General features: G+C 38.9%; 23 protein-coding genes. 8 read left to right on the top strand and 15 right to left on the bottom strand.

What is annotated here, in order from left to right:
* Positions 1-150: 150 nt before the first annotated feature.
* Entirely contained in the window at positions 151-1,215 is a 1,065-nt protein-coding gene (locus tag BMF77_RS05890; RefSeq protein ID WP_148761385.1) for an NADH:flavin oxidoreductase/NADH oxidase, read from the bottom strand.
* Between the two features lie 72 nt (positions 1,216-1,287).
* On the opposite strand from BMF77_RS05890, the gene BMF77_RS05885 reads away from it, so the two are divergent.
* Positions 1,288-1,458 (top strand): adenylate/guanylate cyclase domain-containing protein, encoded by a 171-nt coding sequence (locus BMF77_RS05885; RefSeq protein ID WP_371735365.1) that lies wholly within the window; start codon positions 1,288-1,290, stop codon positions 1,456-1,458.
* Positions 1,459-1,492: 34 nt separating this feature from the next.
* Here the strand turns inward: BMF77_RS05885 and BMF77_RS05880 are convergent, their stop codons facing one another.
* A complete protein-coding gene (locus tag BMF77_RS05880; RefSeq protein ID WP_148761383.1) occupies positions 1,493-4,198 on the bottom strand; it encodes a DUF3365 domain-containing protein in 2,706 nt (901 codons plus the stop codon).
* Positions 4,199-4,217: 19 nt separating this feature from the next.
* Positions 4,218-4,595 (bottom strand): hypothetical protein, encoded by a 378-nt coding sequence (locus tag BMF77_RS05875; RefSeq protein ID WP_148761381.1) that lies wholly within the window; start codon positions 4,593-4,595, stop codon positions 4,218-4,220.
* Between the two features lie 493 nt (positions 4,596-5,088).
* Here BMF77_RS05875 and BMF77_RS05870 point away from each other — a divergent pair, with 493 nt between their 5' ends.
* A complete protein-coding gene (locus BMF77_RS05870; protein WP_148761379.1) occupies positions 5,089-6,933 on the top strand; it encodes a tetratricopeptide repeat protein in 1,845 nt (614 codons plus the stop codon).
* A gap of 50 nt (positions 6,934-6,983) precedes the next feature.
* Here the strand turns inward: BMF77_RS05870 and BMF77_RS05865 are convergent, their stop codons facing one another.
* From BMF77_RS05865 to BMF77_RS05845, 5 genes are all read right to left on the bottom strand, one after another.
* Entirely contained in the window at positions 6,984-7,205 is a 222-nt protein-coding gene (locus BMF77_RS05865; RefSeq protein ID WP_148761377.1) for a type II toxin-antitoxin system HicA family toxin, read from the bottom strand.
* On the bottom strand, positions 7,205-7,444 hold the full coding sequence (locus BMF77_RS05860; RefSeq protein WP_148761375.1) for a type II toxin-antitoxin system HicB family antitoxin: 240 nt from the start codon (positions 7,442-7,444) through the stop codon (positions 7,205-7,207). Before BMF77_RS05860 ends, BMF77_RS05865 begins: the two co-directional genes overlap by 1 nt.
* A 180-nt stretch (positions 7,445-7,624) precedes the next feature.
* Positions 7,625-10,306 carry an RNA helicase gene (locus tag BMF77_RS05855; RefSeq protein WP_148761373.1) on the bottom strand — a complete coding sequence of 894 codons (2,682 nt, stop codon included), beginning with the start codon at positions 10,304-10,306 and terminating at the stop codon, positions 7,625-7,627.
* Positions 10,307-10,466: 160 nt separating this feature from the next.
* The gene (locus BMF77_RS05850) at positions 10,467-10,901 is read right to left on the bottom strand and encodes a DUF29 domain-containing protein (RefSeq protein WP_015078603.1); all 435 of its coding nucleotides are present in this window, start codon (positions 10,899-10,901) and stop codon (positions 10,467-10,469) included.
* A 37-nt stretch (positions 10,902-10,938) separates the two neighbouring features.
* Positions 10,939-11,559, bottom strand: coding sequence for a type I restriction endonuclease (locus BMF77_RS05845; protein WP_148761371.1), 621 nt, complete (start codon positions 11,557-11,559; stop codon positions 10,939-10,941).
* 74 nt (positions 11,560-11,633) lie between these two features.
* Here BMF77_RS05845 and BMF77_RS05840 point away from each other — a divergent pair, with 74 nt between their 5' ends.
* Both BMF77_RS05840 and BMF77_RS05835 read left to right on the top strand, forming a co-directional pair.
* Entirely contained in the window at positions 11,634-11,882 is a 249-nt protein-coding gene (locus BMF77_RS05840) for a DUF2281 domain-containing protein (protein WP_148761369.1), read from the top strand.
* On the top strand, positions 11,883-12,275 hold the full coding sequence (locus tag BMF77_RS05835; RefSeq protein WP_148761368.1) for a type II toxin-antitoxin system VapC family toxin: 393 nt from the start codon (positions 11,883-11,885) through the stop codon (positions 12,273-12,275).
* 62 nt (positions 12,276-12,337) lie between these two features.
* On the opposite strand, the gene BMF77_RS05830 is transcribed toward BMF77_RS05835, so the two are convergent.
* The gene (locus tag BMF77_RS05830; protein WP_015078601.1) at positions 12,338-12,565 is read right to left on the bottom strand and encodes a type II toxin-antitoxin system HicB family antitoxin; all 228 of its coding nucleotides are present in this window, start codon (positions 12,563-12,565) and stop codon (positions 12,338-12,340) included.
* On the bottom strand, positions 12,562-12,744 hold the full coding sequence (locus BMF77_RS05825) for a type II toxin-antitoxin system HicA family toxin (protein WP_148761365.1): 183 nt from the start codon (positions 12,742-12,744) through the stop codon (positions 12,562-12,564). The genes BMF77_RS05830 and BMF77_RS05825 overlap by 4 nt, the downstream gene beginning before the upstream one ends.
* 256 nt (positions 12,745-13,000) lie before the next feature.
* Between BMF77_RS05825 and BMF77_RS05820 the strand changes: the two genes are divergently transcribed.
* The 4 genes from BMF77_RS05820 to BMF77_RS05800 all read left to right on the top strand — a co-directional run bounded on the left by BMF77_RS05820 (position 13,001) and on the right by BMF77_RS05800 (position 15,776).
* Entirely contained in the window at positions 13,001-14,230 is a 1,230-nt protein-coding gene (locus BMF77_RS05820) for a GTPase domain-containing protein (RefSeq protein ID WP_148761363.1), read from the top strand.
* Positions 14,231-14,936: 706 nt separating this feature from the next.
* A complete protein-coding gene (locus BMF77_RS05810) occupies positions 14,937-15,143 on the top strand; it encodes a DUF2281 domain-containing protein (RefSeq protein WP_148761361.1) in 207 nt (68 codons plus the stop codon).
* A gap of 34 nt (positions 15,144-15,177) precedes the next feature.
* Positions 15,178-15,408 (top strand): DUF433 domain-containing protein, encoded by a 231-nt coding sequence (locus tag BMF77_RS05805; RefSeq protein ID WP_148761359.1) that lies wholly within the window; start codon positions 15,178-15,180, stop codon positions 15,406-15,408.
* Entirely contained in the window at positions 15,405-15,776 is a 372-nt protein-coding gene (locus BMF77_RS05800; RefSeq protein ID WP_148761357.1) for a DUF5615 family PIN-like protein, read from the top strand. Before BMF77_RS05805 ends, BMF77_RS05800 begins: the two co-directional genes overlap by 4 nt.
* A gap of 87 nt (positions 15,777-15,863) precedes the next feature.
* Here the strand turns inward: BMF77_RS05800 and proC are convergent, their stop codons facing one another.
* The 5 genes from proC to BMF77_RS05775 all read right to left on the bottom strand — a co-directional run bounded on the left by proC (position 15,864) and on the right by BMF77_RS05775 (position 20,850).
* Positions 15,864-16,679 (bottom strand): pyrroline-5-carboxylate reductase, encoded by an 816-nt coding sequence (proC, locus tag BMF77_RS05795; RefSeq protein WP_148761355.1) that lies wholly within the window; start codon positions 16,677-16,679, stop codon positions 15,864-15,866.
* Between the two features lie 57 nt (positions 16,680-16,736).
* The gene (locus BMF77_RS05790) at positions 16,737-17,339 is read right to left on the bottom strand and encodes a cell division protein SepF (protein WP_148761353.1); all 603 of its coding nucleotides are present in this window, start codon (positions 17,337-17,339) and stop codon (positions 16,737-16,739) included.
* Positions 17,340-17,689: 350 nt separating this feature from the next.
* Entirely contained in the window at positions 17,690-18,358 is a 669-nt protein-coding gene (locus BMF77_RS05785) for a YggS family pyridoxal phosphate-dependent enzyme (RefSeq protein ID WP_148761351.1), read from the bottom strand.
* The gene (pipX, locus tag BMF77_RS05780) at positions 18,355-18,633 is read right to left on the bottom strand and encodes a transcriptional coactivator PipX (RefSeq protein WP_015078590.1); all 279 of its coding nucleotides are present in this window, start codon (positions 18,631-18,633) and stop codon (positions 18,355-18,357) included. The genes BMF77_RS05785 and pipX overlap by 4 nt, the downstream gene beginning before the upstream one ends.
* Before the next feature lie 357 nt (positions 18,634-18,990).
* Positions 18,991-20,850 (bottom strand): hypothetical protein, encoded by a 1,860-nt coding sequence (locus BMF77_RS05775; RefSeq protein ID WP_148761349.1) that lies wholly within the window; start codon positions 20,848-20,850, stop codon positions 18,991-18,993.
* Between the last annotated feature and the right edge of the window lie 66 nt (positions 20,851-20,916).

Here is a 20,916-nt window from a genome sequence, read left to right as displayed (position 1 = left end):
GTAACTACTCATAACGCAAAACGGGGATTGAGAGACTGCACAGAATAATAATCATCCATATTTATCTGCGTTTATCTGCGTTTATCTGCGGTCAATTATTCTTGATATTGTATTCTATGCAGCTTCATATTAATTTGGTTTTAGATGTTCTTAATGCCAGGCGCGATCATACTGCTTGGGGACTGATACAAGTTGGCGTAGTTGCTTTGCAGCCCGCCTTGCCCAGTAAGGATCACGTAACATTTCTCGACCGATTAACACCATGTCTGCTTGTCCAGTGCGAAGGATCTGATCGGCTTGTGCCGGTTCTGTAATCATGCCCACTGCTCCGGTAGCGATTTTAGCTTCGCGGCGAAGGCGATCGCTAAAGGCCGTTTGATAACCAGCACCAAGGACAAATTTCTCTCCAGGGACAATTCCCCCTGATGAGCAATCTATTAAATCAACACCCAGGGATTTTAAAATATGACAGAGGGCAATACTTTGCTCAATATCCCAACCATCACTAATCCAATCAATGGCAGAAATCCGCACCCACAGCGGCATCTGATCTGGTAAAATGTTTCGCACGGCTTGAACTACTTCACATAAAAACCGAATCCGATTTTCAAAACTGCCACCGTATTCATCTGTCCGCTGATTGCTCAGTGGAGACATAAATTCATGCAACAAGTAACCATGAGCCGCGTGAATTTCAATTAAGTTAAATCCGGCTGCTAGGGAACGTTGAGCCGCATTTACAAATGATGCAATCAGTTCTTTAATATCTTCAATACTCAATGCTTTAGGAGCAGGACTTTCTAATTTAAAGGGAATAGGACTGGGAGCAATTGGAGTCCATCCTCCTTCAGATTCAGAAAGCTCTCCACCTCCATCCCAAGGTGCTGTGGTACTAGCTTTTCGACCGGCATGAGCAAGCTGAATCCCAGCTACAGCCCCATGATGATGTAGTGACTCGACAATTTTCGCCAGCATTTCAATGTGGGCATCTTGCCAAATTCCCAAATCTTGCGGTGTAATTCGTCCTTGTGGCTCAATTGCCGCTGCTTCCGTCATAATCAGCCCTGCACCGCCCACAGCACGACTGACAAGGTGAACGAGATGCCAGTCATTTGCAAAGCCATTTTCGCTGGAATACTGGCACATGGGTGACACCGCAATGCGATTGGGAAAGTTAACACTGCGTTGATTTAATGGCTCAAATAAATGCGGCATAATTGAATGTCCTGCGGATACCTGTAAAAGATTATTATAGAGAAATTTGCCTATGATTTGTGGGGTGATACGGTGAATACAGCTAGTAGAATGGAATCCCACGGTATTCCAGATAATATCCAGATTTGTGAAGCTACATATGAGTTGTTGAAAGATAAATATTTGCTGGAAAAACGGGGTTTAATTAAAATTAAAGGCAAAGGGGAAATGATGACTTATTTATTACATGACAAGAAGATATAATCCAGCAGGAGTCAGAAGTAAAATTGATTTGGTTTTAGATCAATATCCTCCTCATAATGATCATTACAGCAAATGTTCCCATCAGAACTCCTAGCAAAATGATAAAACACCTTTGAGCTATATTATCCACTTGAGTTGTAGGAACATAAACAACCTTAGCTCCGATAACTGTATTAAATTCCCAATCAAATCCTTGATTACCAAGATATTTGCCCTGTTTATAGAGAAGCTGTAGTGATTGAGGTGCTTTCTCTAGAGTTGAATGACAACTCAAACAATTCTTATCAGTAATTTTTATGGGACGAGATGTATAGAAATATTTCTTACCATTTATCTTTGCATATCCTTGATTGATGTTTGAACCTGCTAGTTGACTTTGATTACCTAAATCTTGTTGTTTCAATGTCTCAATAATTTTGAATTCCTCAAGCGTCGCCTTATCATTAGGATTAGTCGGATTAATCATCGCATCTTTATAACGGTAATCTCCATAATCATCTTTATAGGCATTGGTAAATATATCAAACACTTGATTTACAGCGAAGGTGGGAATGCTTTCCCGCAAAAATGTTTGTTCTGATTGTGTTTTTAATAAAGGTGTAATTTTATCATTATTATACTTGCGAACTGAATCCATTGTTGAAATCAGCATATTTGCTTGATACCGTAATTGATATTCCGCAGCAGTTGAACAAATATGATAATAAATAAGACTAGCAACAATAATTATTCCCCCAATAAAAATGACTTTTATAGTTTGATTGGTATTCCTAATTTCAGATTGTGTAGGCTGGATTCGCGTTGCAAAATGTTCCAGTAACATCCTATGAATAAAGATGTAACTACCCCCCACCTTTTGCAGAAAAATACGCTCACTGGCATAATCGAGGAAGCGAGCCAAATTACTAGGGATAAAACCGTTAATCCAGAGAATAAGTCGTAAGTTTAAGTGTTGAATACAGGATATTCCACCGCCAAAAAGTAGCCCTAAAATTAGTCCCCAACTTATTATAGAAGTTTTTGATTGTACCCCTTGAGGAAACCACTTATAAATAATTGGGAACAAAATCAACCAGCTAACTAATGTAATAATCCCTGCATTAAAAGCAGATATCCAAATTCCCTGATTGGGAACAGTTTTTGTCTCTATTTCTGCGCCTCTCAACCCACGAATCAATCCTATAAGTAGCGCAAAGATTAATCCTAAAATTATTCCAAATACTATTATTTTCTCGTAACCTTTTGGCTCTTTCCAAGTTAGACCACACCACACCACCCCAATCGGGGACAAAATTAGACTCCACTTTAGTCCAGAGATTAAGCCATCAAGTAGCTCTTTTCCTGTTTTTTTCCAAGGCCATGTCAAAGTTTCAAAAGTTTCTATTTCTGCTTTACCCCTGCCGAAATTCCACCATAAAATTAGACCCCAGATTGCTGCATCCATCGTTACTACGTTGTAACGGGTAATCATGTTGTTATGTGAATCTAAAGTCTCACTTGAAAACAAGATCAATCCAATAATCAGTATCCCAATTAGGATAGTTCCAATGCGATAAAGTCTTCTTTCCAGAGGAGACTGCAACCAATTAGGCTGTATTTTCTCAATTAAAAAGGTAGATTGAGATGTTTGAGACATCCCTTGCGCCAGCCAATTTAGCCAGTGTATTGCCTGATCTTTTGGGTATTGCTGATTAACTCCCCTGCGTTTGAACATTCGCTCAATATAAGCATTGAATAGGTGTTCGCGGCGTGCTTCTACCGAACCCGTTTGAGATAGTTCTGCCACATTTTTACCTTGATAAGCCAGAGTCATAATACTAAGCGTTAAAGGAGACTTGGCTAACTCTTGCAGTGCGGTATCTTCCTCAAGCAAAGCCTTGACTGCTTCTAGTTGTTCACCAGCAGTGTCTAAATATTGATTAACCTGCTGAATAGTTAATGAGCGGATGCAAATTGCACCTCGTAATTGCAGACGATTAGAAAGAGCTTCATAATCGGCAATTCGACTACAAACCACCATTTCAGTTTGTCCGTAATTTTGCATAAATTGGTTGATAGCTTCGACACAAGCTTCTCGCAGATCAACTTTTACCTCGTCTAAACCATCCAGCAACAGTAGCAGTTTTTGATTTTTAACCCAGTCTTTACCTACTTCTTTAGGAACTTGGTATTTTTGCCAAAGTTCTTGTACCAGCCACTCGACAATGGTTTGCCGTTTACTCCCCCAAGAAGATAAATTAAACACCACTGGAATCAGCCGACTCAAATTTGCTTCAGCACGAGCAATCAAATTCTGTGCTAGTTTCAGGAGGGTTATGGTTTTCCCAGCCCCTGGTTCTCCTAAAATTAACAGAGTTCTTCCCTCTCCTATTTGATTGAAAACTTCAGTTGCACCTGTTCCTTTAGGTAAAATTTGTCTAGACTCTTCTGGTAATTCTTCAAAGCCACTAAATGGACGCTCTACTGCATCTAATCGCTTTTCTAGACCAAGTTCAATCATGGCTTGGGTATGCAATGACTTTTCTAAAACCCCTTCAATCCAATATTCTTTGACTTTACTGAGTAAAACTTTCCTCTGTCCGTATTCTACTTGAGTTAAGGGCTGTTGTGTACCAGATATTTGCCCACTAAACAACTCAGATACTTGGGAAATAAAGTATTGAGAGACAATTCCATGATTTTCTTGGATAAACCCCTGAACGTTACCTCCAGAGATATTAACAAAATTATCGTCAGTCATTTTCTAAATACTCTATAAATTAACTGAAGTTCTGAGTTATTGTTCCAGGATTGTTCTGTGTCAAACCCTGAACTGTACCTCCAGAAATTTGTACACTAAACTTCCCCTCTGCGGCTGCTTGAGGATTTAATTGCTCCATTAATTTTTGAGCTAGTTTAATAATTTCTTCATCCTTATCAGCCCCAACCTCAGTTAATTCATCTTCTAAAAGAGCTTTCGTCTTTTCGGGCTTTTGTTCGTACTTATCCAAAATAGTAGCTGAATCTGTTTTGCCTTGGCTCTCGAATTTACGCTTAATCAAAGCTTTCAATCCGTCGTAAGTATCTTGAGCTACACTGCCAGCCGTTTTTGCTGCGCCAGCTACCAATGCTGCAAGAATAAGAGAAGTCGGGTCCATAAACTCATTTCCTAAATATGTTTTGCCTATTATCTCGAATTTGCTCCATAATTAAATACATCCTAATGATGATTTTGACTTACTTATGCTTATCCTTTCATAAAGAAAGTGGTAAAAACCGGATAAATTAGTTGAAAATGTCACTTAAGAAATCAAAATATTAGTTAGTTAAAAACCTTACAAACTCATTGCTTATTACATCCAGGAATAAATGAGATTTTCGAGAAAATTATCAAGAAACAACGAGAAAATTGATCACGAATTTATCGGACAAATATACTGTAAATATTACCAGGGATTGTATTAATTTTAGATAATATATGTCCCTGAGTAATTGCTTGTATTAGGTGTAATGTTATAGCTTTAGAAAATTTCCACTAAAACAGAGGTATAGAAAATCCAGATTTAGGTAAAGATTCAAAAATTATCAGGTCAAATATGATTATCATCGGGACTACAATAAGAATTGTTGTGATGTTCTCTATTAGCTAAAGTGTCAGACCCTTTACCATTGCGCGAGCATTATCTCGCTTTAATTAACGATATTATCGAAACCACCCTCAAGGGTAAGATTAGCTCTGTAGAGCAGGTTTATCAAATGTTGCTCAAAGGTATCACTTCCGGGACTGGAGAGGTGTTTGAGTTAGTTTTGAGCGATCGCCTGAATACGATACAATCTCAGGTAGACTCGGAAACCGATGAACTGAAAAAAGCCAAAGCCACCCGCAGCTTACGCGCTGCCAAAACCATCCAAACACAATGGCAACGGTGGCAAGAACAAAATAAAGCCACTGAAGCGATATCTCTATCTGTGCGGGAAATTACCACAGCCACCGCAGATGAGCGATTAACGGCTTTGCTACGAGCTACTGATCCCAATTTGAAGTATCCCTTAAATTTGTCTCAACTTCAACAGTTAGCCAAATCTTTACAACAATTTGCCGGTGCTAATCAAGATTTTCAGCAAATTGCTGACGGGATTAATCATGGTATCGCTTCTTGGCAAAGAATCCAAGCAAATTTACTGAATTGGATGTATGAACGCAAAAATTCATTAGGATTTGGAGGTGTACCTGGAGAAAATAGTCCTTGGGCAAGTTGGGCTAAAGTAGTTAATAGTGAAGTTCCCCAAGCATTTTTTCAGATTCTAGCCAAAGAACAATCTGCTTTGGAATTTGCTCAACAACAACAGCAAATTAGTTTGAGTAATTGGGTAGAATTAACAATAGTTTTACAGTTTTTACAAAGGGGTTTAATTAATTGGTTTGATGAACAAGCTTATGATATTCAAGCAGGGCCTAAATTATCTATTTCCACATTTTTAACCTTTGCCGTAATTTGGAGTCAATTAGCCAGCGGTTTTCAAAATCAAGCAGCAATATATAGCAATGGTGCATCCCAAATCATGCTGCAAATTTTGCGAACCTTTGCCCAACGTCCTTATTTTCCCCTTTACGGTGGGATTTTTGCCTCATTTTCTGGTAGTTATTTGCGGGATGCTTTAGATTATTTAGATGCCCCTTTACGTTCTGCCGAAGGTACTCAAGAAAAAGCCCGGATTTTGACATTATTGGGGTATTCCCAGCGCGGTTTAGGCAGATATGATCGCTCCCTTGATTTTCATCAACAAGCCGTAGAAATAGCCAGAAATGCCGGAGATAAAATCTGTGAAATCGCCAATCTTAACCATCTGAGTCGGACTTATGTGCAACAACAAAATTATGGTGAAGCCATTAATTATAGTCAACGGGCATTAATTTTTAGTAGACAAACCGGGGACAAAACTGGAGAAGCTAACGCTTTAGTAAATCTAGGTTATAGCGAAGTCATGCAAGCCAAACAAACAGAAATAAGTGAGCCTGAAATTTATGAATCTGCTATTAACTATCTAGAACAAGGTTTAAAATTAGCAGAAAAATTAAATGATTTACAAAGTCAAGCTTTATGTTTTAGTAGTTTAGGAATTGCTTATTTAGTTACCGCACAATATCCAACAGCAATTAACTATTTAGAAAATGCCTTTAAAGCCGCCCAAGTTTCTGGTGATTTGTATTTACAAGGCAGAAATTTAGCATATTTAGCTGAAGCTAATTATCTTATGGCTAATTATGAAAAAGCCAGTTATACTGGTAGTCTGGGAATGTATCTTTTAGAACAAATTGCTTCTGATGAATGGCGACAACCTGCTGGTTTATTGACTATTATTAGGGGACAAATTGGTACAGACAAATTCCAATTATTACTCCAACAAAATCGCCCCAAAATGATTGCCATTATTGGTGTTGATGGCTATGATTATATTCCTACATTGTTAGTGAAATATCAAGAGGATATGTAACAGTAAACCACATCTGTAATACTCCTATTTGATTTTGTTAGCTCTAATAACTAAATATCCAGAAAAATATCAACATCAACTTGAGCTTGTTTTAAAATACTTCTCAGTGTTCCCTCCTTAATCTCTCGATGATGAGGAATAGTTGTTTTTTGATTTGTTTCTGGATTAAACCAAATTTCATGATCTCCCTTTGCTGCACGGTAAAACTCAAAACCTAGTTTTCCTAACTTCCTAATTACTTCTCGATCAGAAAACCCTGCTAATCTTCCCATCACACCTCCATAATTAGCGGATATTCAAATTGGGAAGGTAAATCTTGGAGATAAAAATTCTGATTTTTCTCTCTCTCTAAATCTAATAATACCTTAGCTACATCTTCAGCAATTTCTATAGCTTCTTGTACTGTTCTTCCTTCTGTAACTAAACCCTGTAAATCCTCACTTGTAGCCACAAAATATTCTTGCCCATCTTCAATAAATCTTTCAATTTTGAGTCTAATTAGCGTTTGCATTTACTTAACCTTTTTACTCAAAAACAGCGTTAATGATTTTTGAACAGATTAAGAATAACTACTTAAATTTATAATTGTCAGCAATAGCATATTCAAATTACACAACTCGGACAGGCAAGATGCCCGTCCCACAATGGTTTTATTTAAATATGGTCTGTAAATTAGAGATTTTTTAACTGATTACTCCATTGCTTCATTCACAGGGAATCTATCAATTAACTGCATCGCCCGTTGAGCATTCCGCCGCAACATATCTGGTAAATTAGGAACATGAGGAATCTGAGATAATAAATCCAGAGTGCGGCGTAAAATTCGCACTACGTCTCCTTCATCTAAAGTGGTTTTTTCACATAATACTTTCCACTCTACCCCTAATGCCCACTGTTCCACCAAAGAGATTAAGCTGATAAAACGAGTTTCCAAACCCACCGGTAAGGCTACCCCATGACGATACTGCACCTTTAATACAGAACGACGAATGGGTTGCAATGTTAACCAAGCTGCGTCCGCTTCTGGAGATAGATTAAAGTCAACTTTTGTATCTGGACGGGGGCTTTCAGTCACCAAAGCGGCTATTACTGCTGCTAAGTTATGGGGACCAATATTATCTAACTCTCCACTGGACAGAACTAAACCTAACCATAATTCATTTTCACCGCGAATAGCCGCAGCAATTTGTCCTAATTTTGTGGGGACTAAATTATCTAAACATTCAAAGGATTGCAAGATTTCAATTAAACAGAGAAACTCTTCCCAATATCGTTGGGATTGTAATGATACTTGCTCTTGTAAATGTTCAAGTTCTGCTTCTAGTTCCACACAACGCGCTCTATTTTTAAATATTTTGGCAATATTCCCCGATTTATAAATGGGATGGGTTTCTAACTGTTCTTGAACCGCAGTTAAGCGACTGAGTTGCTCCTGTACCTCTGTCGGTAGATGATTAAATTCTTCAGGATTGGGTATACTCTGAGCGATCGCTATCGTGCTTTCATCACCACGGATTGATTGTCCTCGTTTCAAGCTCAATTCTGAAGGTGGTATTAGCTCCGCTGGAACTTCTACCCGTGGTATTTCCGCATACATATCTAATATATCTGCTGAAGTTGCTACATACCAACGGTTATTTTGCCCTAAGCAGACAAAGTAAGATGTTTCACCCACACTCACGGCTTTGTCAACCAACACTACTGTTATCGGTAGGGGTGACATGGCGTTTCTGTCGTTGAGACTCAACATAGTTCCAGATATGGCAAAATCTAGCATCATTGCCAGTTGTGCCTGTCTATCTTCCTGTGCTTGTTCTTGCAAGGTTTTGAAAATTTGCCGTTCTACTTTCAGCCGTTGACGCAATTTTTCATATTGCATCAATTCATTTTCATCAATAGCTGCCAATTGTGACTGAATTTGCGATAATTCGCCTTGAACTTGCGCCAGTTCTTCAAAATCTGGTTGCAAATGCAAGTTGGACATATATTGTCCAAAACTCCGTTCTATCAGTTCTCTGGCTTTTTCTATGGTGTGAGTTTGCAGCAGGTTCAATACCATGCCGTAACTGGGTGTAAACTGACTAACTAAGGGATCAGCCTTAGATGTAGCTAGATAAGACGCTTCTTTAGCTCCTTCAAAGGGTGTCTGCAATGTCACTACATAACCTTGGAGATCCATGCCCCGACGACCAGCGCGACCTGCCATTTGCAGGAATTCCGAAGCATTGAGTAAGCGGTGTCCATTATCAGTCCGCTTAGACAAAGTAGAAATTACTGTTGTCCGGGCGGGCATATTAATTCCCGCTGCTAAGGTTTCGGTGGCAAATACGACTTTAATTAATCCCTGTTGGAACAGTTCTTCGACAAATCCTTTCCAGGCTGGTAAAATCCCGGCATGATGGGCAGCTATGCCTCGATACAGTGGGGCAACTTGTCCAGCCCTGCCAGCATCGGGGTTTTTGCGTAAAAATTCATCAATTTGTTGCCGCAGGATTTGGGACTCATCATTATTAACTAACCATAAATCACCAACTTCTTCGACAGCTTTATCACAGCCCCGACGACTGAAAATAAAATAAATTGCAGGGAGCATATCCCGTTCTTGCAGTTGGCTGAGGGTATAAATAATACCGGGCGGTTCTGGTCTACCAGCTTTGCCTTTTTCCCAATATCCTTTTTTAGCCTTTTTGACTAAGCGGGGATTAATTTTGGTATTGGTTTCATTTAATAACGGAAACAATCCTTTGGGATTACAAAAGTTAAATTCTAGGGGAACGGGGCGAAAATCGGAGTAAATCAGGTCTGTTGGCCCATGAACATGATTTAACCAACTGGTGAGTTGATCACTGTTGGCAACGGTAGCGGAAAGGGCTACAAGTTGGACGCTGCGGGGACAGTAGATAATTGATTCTTCCCACACTGTACCCCGTTGGCGATCGTTCATGTAGTGGCACTCATCTAGCACTACAGCCTCAACATCTGTCAAGGAGATCCCGATTTGACCTATGGGTGTACCATAGAGCATATTGCGGAAAATTTCTGTGGTCATGACTAAAATTGGTGCATCCCTGTGAATGGAAGCGTCTCCGGTGAGGAGTCCAACTTGATCAAAGCCAAATTTTTCGCGGAAGTCTCGAAGTTTTTGATTAGATAATGCCTTTAAGGGAGTGGTGTAAAATACCCGTTTCCCGCGAGATAAGGCACGATAGATAGCATATTCCCCGATGAGGGTCTTTCCTGAGCCTGTGGGCGCACAGACGACTACTGAACGGTCAGCATTGAGGGAGGCGATCGCTTCTTTCTGGAATTGATCTAATTCAAAGGGGAATATTGACTCAATGTCAATTTCATTAGCAGAGGCAGAATAATTCACTCAATCATAATTTACAAGCAGACTGTCCACTATCATAACGTGATTCGTGGTTTCCTACGTTGATATGAAAAGCCCAAGTTGTGAAGGTATGACTGAGCTTTTTTTAATTACTTTACTATTTCAGCAATTTTGCGGAGAACTTGACAGGCAATTACACTGACTACTTCCGCCAAGAAGTTTGTTGCAAAATTTGATCTATTTCTTGAGGAAAAGGACAATCATCAGGAAAAGAAAAAGATTGATAATCAGAGTTCTCTCGCAGAGTCGTTAATGCGCTGATATAACATTCTATAAATATTTCATCCCAATACGGTCTTAAGCTGGGAGAGTCTTCCAATAAGCCTTTCAATTCTCGCTGACTACGCTTAATTGTTTCTGTCCAACCACGATAGTCTTGAACGTAGTCTGAATAACAAAGTTTAAGACAATGTTCTAACATTGTGATGAGCCGATTTCGCAATTCTCGCTTTTGACTCCTTCCCAAACTTTCAATCTCCTCAATTAAGTCTTCCCAGTCAACACTATGATAATTTTGCTCTTTCAATAGATTAATTGTCTCTTCAATCCAGAGGGCGTAATCTGTTTGGGTTAGCATAGTATTTTTCCTCTTTCCCTAATTTTACACTTTTTTATCATTTTACTATTTCGGCAATTTTGTACAGAACTCGACAGGCAGATTCTAATTCGTTTTGGGTAGACAGTGGGGCAAATACTCGTGATATGGCATAGTGTTGATTTTCTAGTTTGACAAACACAATATCGTCGCCATTGGTTAACATTCCAAAGTTAGGTAGATTAGTGTTGGGACTAGCCATTAAGTAAGTCAGGGTTTGTGGCAATGCTGACCAAACTGATAACATGGTTTTTTTGGATTCTAAAACAATTACCCATAAGCGGTCTTGTAATACCAGTAAATCTATTCGACCCTGGAGGGTTTCTTCACTATCAGCTATTGTTATTTGTACAGATTCTTCTGCTTTGATGCGAAAAGGTGGATCATATAAACCTGCAACTGTAAGTAATGGAGAAACGAGTAATAGCATCACCGTACTTTCTAATAAATGTCCACCTGAACGATGATAAAGATAACGTTTCCAGAGAATTTCTAGGTTTGTGCGGTCATTGGGATTAATTTCAGGTAATTGATTATGCCATTCTGTAAAAAAATCCTCAGATTCGCTGCGACTCAAGCCAAATCGTTTTTCTGCTTCAGCGATGGTGGTGATAGTTTCAGTAACGGCTAGTGTTTGCATAGTGGATTTTTGTCTCAGTAGTTGCATCTACGATAAAATAATTTCACCGACCTGATTTTATCTAAAACTCTATTATGACTATTGCTGAACAGATTTATGCACTTGTCAAAACTCTTCCTCCAGATCAAGCTGATGAGATTCTGAATTTTGCTGAATTTATCCGTGCTAAACATCTAAATAACAGTCAAACTGTTAAAAATATTGACGAGTTATCTTGGTCAGAATTAGTTTATTCACTTGCTGGAACTTGGAAAGATGACTTTCCCACTTTAGAAGAAATTCGCACCGAATCAGGACAAGACATTCTACGGGAGAGCCTTTAGATGTACATTTTGGATACCAACACACTGATTTATTATTTCAAAGGTCAAGGACAAGTTGCTGAAAATTTTGCTAATGTCTCTGCTCAAGAAATTAGTATTCCTACGATTGTTCTTTTTGAATTACAAGTTGGTATTGCTAAGTCCACTTCACCCGCAAAACGCACTCAACAACTTCAAGAACTTATGAGTCGGGTTAACCTGGTTTTGTTTGATAGAGAAGCTGCTCTTGCTGCTGCTAAAATTCGTGCTGAGTTGGAGCAGCAAGGAACTCCAATCGGTCAAATGGATGTTTTGATTGCTGGTACAGCCATAGCATTGCAAGCAACTTTAGTTACTCACAATATCAAGGAGTTTTCCAGGGTTTCGGGACTCACAATTGTTGACTGGTATTAACTAATAATCAATAAGCTTAACTGCTAGTCCTTGTATGGTGGATTGTTTCCCGGTAGCTGTGATTATATTGTCACTGCAACTTTACCAACTTCTGTTGATGGTTCGGGTATGGGTTGTCCATCTTCTTTCAATACTTCTAGGTATAATGCGATCGCTTCTTTAATATTTTCCTGTACTTCTGCTAAAGTATCGCCAATACTGACACAACCAGGTAAGTCGGGAACATAAGCACCCCAGTTTGTCTGTCCACGTTCGTAGATGACTGTGTACTCAATCATTTTTTCGTTCATAATTTTGCTTGCTTCCAAATTGATGAGAGTGTACCTACTGGAATATCATCACTTGGTTTTCCAGGTACAACTACGATACCTGATTTGCTTTGATGTTTGAGGATACGATGACTACCTCTGGTGCGATCTATATACCAACCATCTGCTTCCAGGATTTTGAGAACTTCTTTAACCTTCATAATTTACAAGCAGACTATTTACTATCATAACTTGATTAGTGATTTGCTACATTGAGAGCAAAAACCCAGATGGGACTGTGTTAATACAGCTTACTACAGAAAAACTCTGTCTAATACCTGGATACAGACGTTATATAAAAAATTATGTATAAAAACAGAAAAAATACTATAGTAGTGCGATATAGTGCAGGTATGATGGGTATGTAATCGAAACCCAATCAATCAACATTCAAGTCTTTAAGGAAAGGGAAAAACTATGACATTACAAGCTAATCGTTTGGAATCTTTGAAATCAATACGAGAAGATATTCATGGAAAACTAAAGCCTCTTCAAACTCAATTAGTAAATTTAGATATAAGTGAAAGTGAATCTTCACAGATTATTGATGATTTTAATACTCTCGACGCAATTCTTGAAGCACTCCAAGAGCAACATATCAGGATAGTAGTAATGGGTAAGGTAAACGCGGGTAAATCATCTTTGTCAAATTCTCTCTTAAAAGCTGATGTTTACAAAACTGATGTTATTCAAGGTACAGCCATAAAAGCTAATGGTTCAATAAAACTTGATAAGTGGGAAATCCATGACACGCCCGGTATTATGCACAACTTGGCTGATGATGAAGAAGCCAAAGAAAATATTCGTCGAGCGCACGTAAAGATACTTGTAATAGATGATCAGCCCTATGAACCAGAACTTGAGTTGTTTAGATGGGCGACCAAAATTATGCCCGGACTTCCTACTGTCGTCTTTTTTAATAAGTATGATAAATTTCAAAACCAACCCCGTGCTGACAAAGAACGAATTCTTGAAGTTATAAAATCAAAGATGAAACCTTTTGTAAACAATATTGAAACTGATATTGTTTTTGGTTCTGCATCTCTTTTTGATGCTGATTCTGAATCGTACAAGAGACAGCCACCTCCAAAAGACCTGATGAACTGGTTGTATAATCACGCTGATTACAGTAGCACCTTAATTAAAGTGATTGATCCAGCTAAACAAGCTTTAACAAACATTGAGAGTAATATTTTGCAAGTAAGAGAGCAAGTAGCCAGAAGAATAGTGACTGAATATGCAGAAGGCAATGCAGCATCAGCACTCATTCCTTTTTCTTCTGTTACTTTTTTCCCAGCAAGATTACATGAGATGAATCTGATAATTTGTGAGATTATGGGTGTTCCAGCAGAAAAAATGCAAAATGCTGAATCTATTAGCAAGGTGTTTTGGGAGGGTGTATGGAACGCAGCAGGAGTTGAGGCATTTTGGGGTATCGTAGGTATTGCATTAGCTCCTTTCACATTTGGTGTATCTTTGGCAGTTACCGTATACGGCACTATTCAAGAATGGAATGAATCTCAAAAAAGGGTGCTTGTGCTTGGTGAGGCTTTAATTCAATGGATTAAATCAGGATATCCTAATATTCGTGATGGAAAAGCCTATCTCGATCAAATCAAGAAAAAATTAGAGTCTGGCAATTTGTAGTTAAATAACGTCTTGGATTTGCCCAGATTTAAAAAGTGCGATCGTTCTCCCAGACCAATTTAATGAAATTGAGGATAGCGATTCCTACGGAGCGTTTCGCTATCGCACTATATTTTAGGGTACGTTAATGAAGCGATTAAATAAGGCTATGATATAGGGGTAAACCTTTGATTTCTTCCCCTGCTGCTAGTTTATGGAGATATAAATATGACTGTGCAATTTAGAGAAAAAGCTTTGATGGCTTATGAAACCATGCCATCAAGTCAGAAAAATAGGGTTTCTAAAGTAATAAAGCAGCTATAGGGCTACTATTTGATTTTTGAACAAGCTGTAAACCGTAAACCCCATCGAATCAACGATTGAGTCTCAGTATAATGAACAACAATCAAACCGGATTCCTATAGATGTTGATAAATCACAGCGATTAAAGTCTGATAAACTTGAGGATACAGATACGTGGGTAGTCAAAGTAGATCCCACTGTGCGGTTACTATTTAAAAAAACAGATCAGGGTTTTTTGATAATTGATATTATTGACCGCAAAAAGGAAGATTATTCGTGATCACACTTTTTCCTTATAAGTTTGATATCAACAAATGTGATCAACAGATCCAAGAACTACAACATTTTCTAACAGCTAATTTAGCAATTTCAGTCAAAATAGAATAGTGTATTTGAAGTAAGCAGCATTTATTCAGATAAAGATATGGATACTTTAACCAAAAACCGAGAGCAGATTATTGAGTCAATTAAAACATTGCCTGAAAATTCACTTACTGAACTCATCAATTTTGTTGATTACCTGCGCTATAAAGCAACTCAAAAACAATCCCAAAAAACTAGTAAAAACTTTTTGCTTTCAATTGCAGCCTTGGGAAATTCAGTAAAAAAGAGTGATAATGGAAAATATTAACGCAGCCATTTCTGGTTTTCCAATCTAATCAGCTATGCAAAACCTCACCAGAATTACCCGCAACCCAGAAGTAATGGGCGGCAAACCCTGCATCCGGGGAATGCGTATCACAGTTGGTACTATCGTTGGCTTAATGGCATCTGGACACAGTACAAATGATATTCTCAAGGCTTACCCATACCTTGAAGAAGCAGATATCTATGAAGCTCTTGCCTATGCTGCATGGCGGGCTGAAGAAATTGAAGTCCCGTTGATAAGTGCATGAAAATTTTGATTGATATGAATCTTTCCCCCGATTGGGTAGCGGTTTTTGGGAGGTATAATATTATCGCTGTCCATTGGTCTACCGTTGGCGATACCCGTGAGAAAGATTCGGTAATTATGGAGTGGGCAAGAACTAATGGATATATCGTCTTTACCCACGATTTAGACTTCGGTTCTCTGTTAGCTGCCACAGGTGCAAATACTCCCAGTGTTATTCAGGTTCGGACTCAGGATATTTTGCCTAGTAGCATTGAAAATATAGTAATTTCAGCCCTGAACCAGTTTGAATCTTCTCTTTTTTCCGGTGCGTTGCTAACAGTTGACAAAGCCCAATCTAGGGTGCGTATTTTACCCACTAAACGTGGTTAAGAGGGAGTGGATATTTCTGGGTTTTCAACCATAAACCGCTGTATTTTGTAATTTCCCGTGCTGCATATCATAAAAAAACTTCACTTATCACCCTTTCCCCAATTCCTGAGCGCGTTCTTTCGAGGCTTTGACGGCTTCAATGATAGCGGAACGAAAACCGGCTTTTTCCAAGGCGCTGACACCGGCAATGGTTGTCCCACCAGGACTGGTAACTCTATCCTTGAGTTCCGCTGGGTGGATTTTTGTTTCTTGTAACAGTGTGGCTGTTCCTAAGACCGTTTGTACAGCTAGTTGTTGAGCGATCGCTCTTGGTAAACCCACAGCCACACCCCCATCAGCTAAAGCTTCGATCATCAATGCCACATAAGCCGGTCCACTACCAGATAATCCTGTCACTGCATCCATGAGACTTTCCGATACTTCCACCACTTCCCCCACAGCGGTAAAAATCTGCTGTGCTGTTTGTTGGTGATGGAGATGAGTATAAGCACCTAAAGAAATTGCGGTTACACCTGCACCTACTGTAGCGGGAGTGTTAGGCATAGCCCGAATTATGGGAACTTGGGGAAAGGCTGCTTCTAATTGTTTTAAAGTTACACCCGCGAGGATAGAAATGATCAGGGGTGAATGTTCTGTGGGCAGGATATCTGCTAATTCTTGGGCTACAGCACTAAATATTTGGGGTTTGATTGCCAACATCACCGCTGTTTTTGCTGCCCCTAACACCAAGCTATTATCCGTAGTTACAACCACCCCATATTGCTGCTCTAAATAGCCGCGACGTTCAGCCTGGGGTTCACTGACGATGATTTCTGAGCCTTGATAAATACCACTGACAATAAGGCGGGATAATAGAGCTTCTCCCATTACCCCACCGCCAATTAAGCCAAATTTTATATTCATTTTGATTAGTCACTAGTTAGTGGTCAATTAATTATCAGAACTAATGACTAATTTACCTTACTGTGCCATCCGAGTGGGTTCATTTCCCCAAGCGGTCGTTGCTGCTGTCGCTGCGGGACGAGCGGGACGAGCTTGGCTGATAGGCACTTCATGTATTAAACCACCTTGAGTGCTAACTTGCACGCAACTGGGAGTAAACAAGAAGATGCTTTCACCAATTCGTTCTTGATGTCCGTCTAAGGCATAAGTACCACCGGCAACAAAGTCAACTGCACGTTGAGCTTGGTCGGGGTCCATAATGGTCAAGTTTAATACTACTGATTTGCGTTCGCGCAGTGCTTGAATCGCTTGGGGCATTTCTTCAAATGTGCGAGGTTCGAGGACTAGAACTTCAGAGATTCCATTAATTGCGCCTGGCATACCAATAACGTTACTCATAGGTTTGGATACTGTTGCAGCTACTTCTTCTGTACTGGTAGGTGGATTTTCCCGCCAACGCCGATTGGCAGGAGTGGCTTCCTGTGGCGCTGGTTGAGGATTTTCTTGCTGATAGATGTTTTGATAGTTATTGGCTGTATCAGCTTCTTCTTCGTAGTATTCGTATTCTACCTGCTCATTCAAACCAACAAAGTCCCTGAGTTTGGAAAATATATTACTCATGTTGTACGCTCCCGGATTAAAATTCCCCTAATTTTCCTGGCTATAAGTTACATTAAAGTTCCTTTTAGGCAGTAGTCGTAACTATAGTAGATGTTGGACGTAGCAATTGTACTACTGATTTTACTCTTTAGTACAAATTCTCAATTATCAACAGATACTTATGTTAATGCCTGCACATTAACGAATCTGTAACATTGAGTTAAAATTGTAGCCTAATGATCATTAAAAATAAAGGGGGTCTGACCACCTTTGCAATTAAGCATTACTTATGAGATTATTGTATTTTTTGACAGAATAAATTCGCAACCAATTGCCAATCATGGTGTTTAGAACCAAGGCTACAGCTATATCTACGCTCGTTCACCAAACAAAATTGTACCTAATCGTACCATTGTTGCTCCTGCTTGCACTGCCAATTGGTAATCACCAGACATACCCATTGATAATTGCTGCATTGTAATATTTGGCCAATTTTTTGATTTGATGGTTTGTGCTAATTCATACGTACTATTAAATAGTGTTAAAATTTCTCCAGCCGCCAAACCTTGCGGCGGAATTGTCATCAAACCTTGAATTTGTAAATTTTGACATTGGTTGAGTGCTGCCAAGTCAGCTAATAATTCTGGAACCATCCAACCAGATTTATTCGCGTCGGGGAGAATTTTGACTTGTAAGCATACATTCGGATTCACTCCCAGTTCTTGCGCTAGAGTATTTAAGCGTTGTGCCAGCGGCAAGTTATCAACGGAGTGAATCCATTGAAATAGTTCTAAGGCTTTTCTGGCCTTGTTCGTTTGCAGATGTCCAATTAAGTGCCAGGTAATATCCGATAGATCTTGCAATTCGGCTTGTTTACTGGCAGCTTCTTGGATGCGACTTTCGGCAAAATCACGAACTCCTGCGGTGTATGCTTCCCGCATTAATTCGGTAGATACTCTTTTTGTAACAGCAATCAACCTCACTGTAGATGGGAGTGAGGCGCGAATTTGAGTAAGGCGATCGCTAAGTGAACTATTCATTGGAATGTGCGCTGAAATACACCTTGAAGTTGCTCGTACTCTTGAGAATTACCACTGCGGCGCAAAGTCCGTAGGCGATTTTCCAGCATCATTCTGGCTTCAGTCCGGCCAATTGGCTGAAATTTCAGGGCTTTAAGCTCAGTTGTTACCAGAAAAAATAAGCGTTGGGCGTAGAGTGTGGTAAACAGATCCTGGTTCTCATCAACCATACAGATCCTATAGAGTAAACCCCAAGTTGGATGATTTATGTAAGTTTCTGAGTTTTCTGGATTCATTTCCTAGTCAGGGTGGGGAGTATATGTAGCCGGGAACGGGGAACAGGCTGAAAAGTTTGATGATAACTGGATGTTTTCATGCAACTGACAACCGCTATAGCTTGTTCTGCAATTCACTAACATTCAGAGGATAGTATATCCCTTCCGCCAAATTTTTCGTTGACAGTGCGAAACTAACAATCTTCTTGACGGTTTCTGAAGCAAAACAACACCCTTTTAAGTCTGTGATGTTGCACAGGCTTCTTTCTATCCTGCCACAATTCTCACCCAACGGCGCAAAAATGGACATTTATCCAGCCGGCATATAGTAGTCAGATCCCCCAGATCCCCGACTTCTTCAAGAAGTCGGGGATCTTGTTACTGATTCTTAAGAGAAGGAAAATTTTTCCCACCTAGTTCAATTTGTCCAGTTACGCACCCAGCTTTTAACCTATTTACTAAATATTCTAAATCACTGGCAATAAAATTTGTGCCATGATCTGGTTCTACTAAGCTAATTAAATTGGCATCATTTATTATTTGATCACCTAAATCAGCAATTCCTAGAAAATTGAAAACCCCTGATTCATAAGTTCCACAAGGTACAGAAGGATTATTCATCCCCACACAATATTCATTGTCTTGAAACCAATCAAAACTAGGATAGCCATGAAAGTGAACTATGGGCGCACCATTGGCGATTAATTCTGGTGTATATAAAGCCGCAGCCAGACTAATAGCTAACATGACATAGATATCATAGGAAGGTTTGATATCTGCTTTTCTTGAATTACTTCCTAATGGTAATTGCAGATGTAATTTATCTTGTAAACCAATGCGAAGAATATCAGAATCAATGTTTAAATCCGTTTTATTTGCCCCGGAACGAGAACTAACTAACCAAATATCAGGTATTTGCTTAAATCTATTTTCTGCATTAATAGTCAGTTTAATAAAACGTCTACCTTGTTCATTTTGGCGAAGTTCATGACTACTAAATCCGGCTACAGGTAATAAATTTTCCCATTCATCAATAGTGATTTCTGGCTTACCGACATAATGAGGAGGTTCAGCATAAGCCACAAAACCATAAGATACTCCTGTTCTGCCATTAACGATGACATTAACAATGTCTCTATGGGATTTTCTTCTAATAACTTCATCTAATTTAAATCCGGCGGGAAATAAACCTGTAGATGCTAATTCTTGCCCTAATTTTACCAGCTTTCCGGCATAGTTTGATAGATGAGGATTATATTCTCCTAGTTCAAAGCGACTAATTAATAATGGAGTAATGGGGACAAATACTTTAGGGATAAGTGATTTTAAAGCAAAATTCTCAATTTCATTGGGAGCGAATTTAGAATCAGAAAGATTCATATTCAAAATAGAAAATTTTTCATCAGATACACCAATAACAATTTCTGAAAAGGTTTTAATTAGTGTATTGATACCAATGCGAATTTTTTCTGAATAAGGTGTGAGTGGATTAACAAATTCAGCATCTATATCAGTGAGAATTATTACTTGTGTATTTGTCGGATCTTCGACATATTTGGCAGCATGATCTTCCGCCCAACTACTTAATTTAGCAATTTCGATAACGGACATTTGCTGTTTTTCTTTCAACCATGTATAAGATAACTTATACCAAGCCTCAGCTATAAATATTCCTAATTTTCTTAACCATGAATTTGGTCTTTCTACGTCTATTACAGCATCAATATCTGCTCTGACACTCTGCATTTTTAAAGATTTATGCCAGTTAATAATGGGGATTTTAATGGTATGTTTTAATTCGGTTGTGGCTTCTTTCCAGGGAATTACTTTCACACCATGCTTTTGCAGATAGAAAATTAATTGTTGGCGAAATCTGACAATAACTTGATGATGATAATTATCGGGTAAAGGTCTAAAAGTAACTTTTAAGTTTTCAGCCATGAATTGAGGATTAATAATTGGTGCTTGATATCCTGTGGGTGATTCTCCAGAAAAGCCACCAATTAATTTACCAATAGTTTGTAAACTAATACCTTGAGTTAAAGGTTCATGGGCATAGTTATTAGTAACATTCATTTCCTGGATTAATGCTAAAATATCTTCTTTATATGTAGCTATTTCTATTTGTATTTCTGGAGTAATTACACCCTTGGGAGAACGAATATTTAGCTTGCTATTTTCTGACCAGAATAAGACACCTTGTTGAGTGAGTTTTGCTAAAATTTCTGCTGCGTTCATAACAAAATTTCCTGTATTTAAAAATAGGAAGTTAGAAAAGAGGACACCTGGCTGAATTAGGCTATC

The sequence above is a fragment of the Dolichospermum sp. UHCC 0315A genome, assembly GCF_008121535.1.
GTDB classification, from domain to species: domain Bacteria; phylum Cyanobacteriota; class Cyanobacteriia; order Cyanobacteriales; family Nostocaceae; genus Dolichospermum; species Dolichospermum lemmermannii.
Note: the sequence above shows the minus strand (reverse complement) of the source record. Positions and strands in the feature narration are given on the sequence as shown.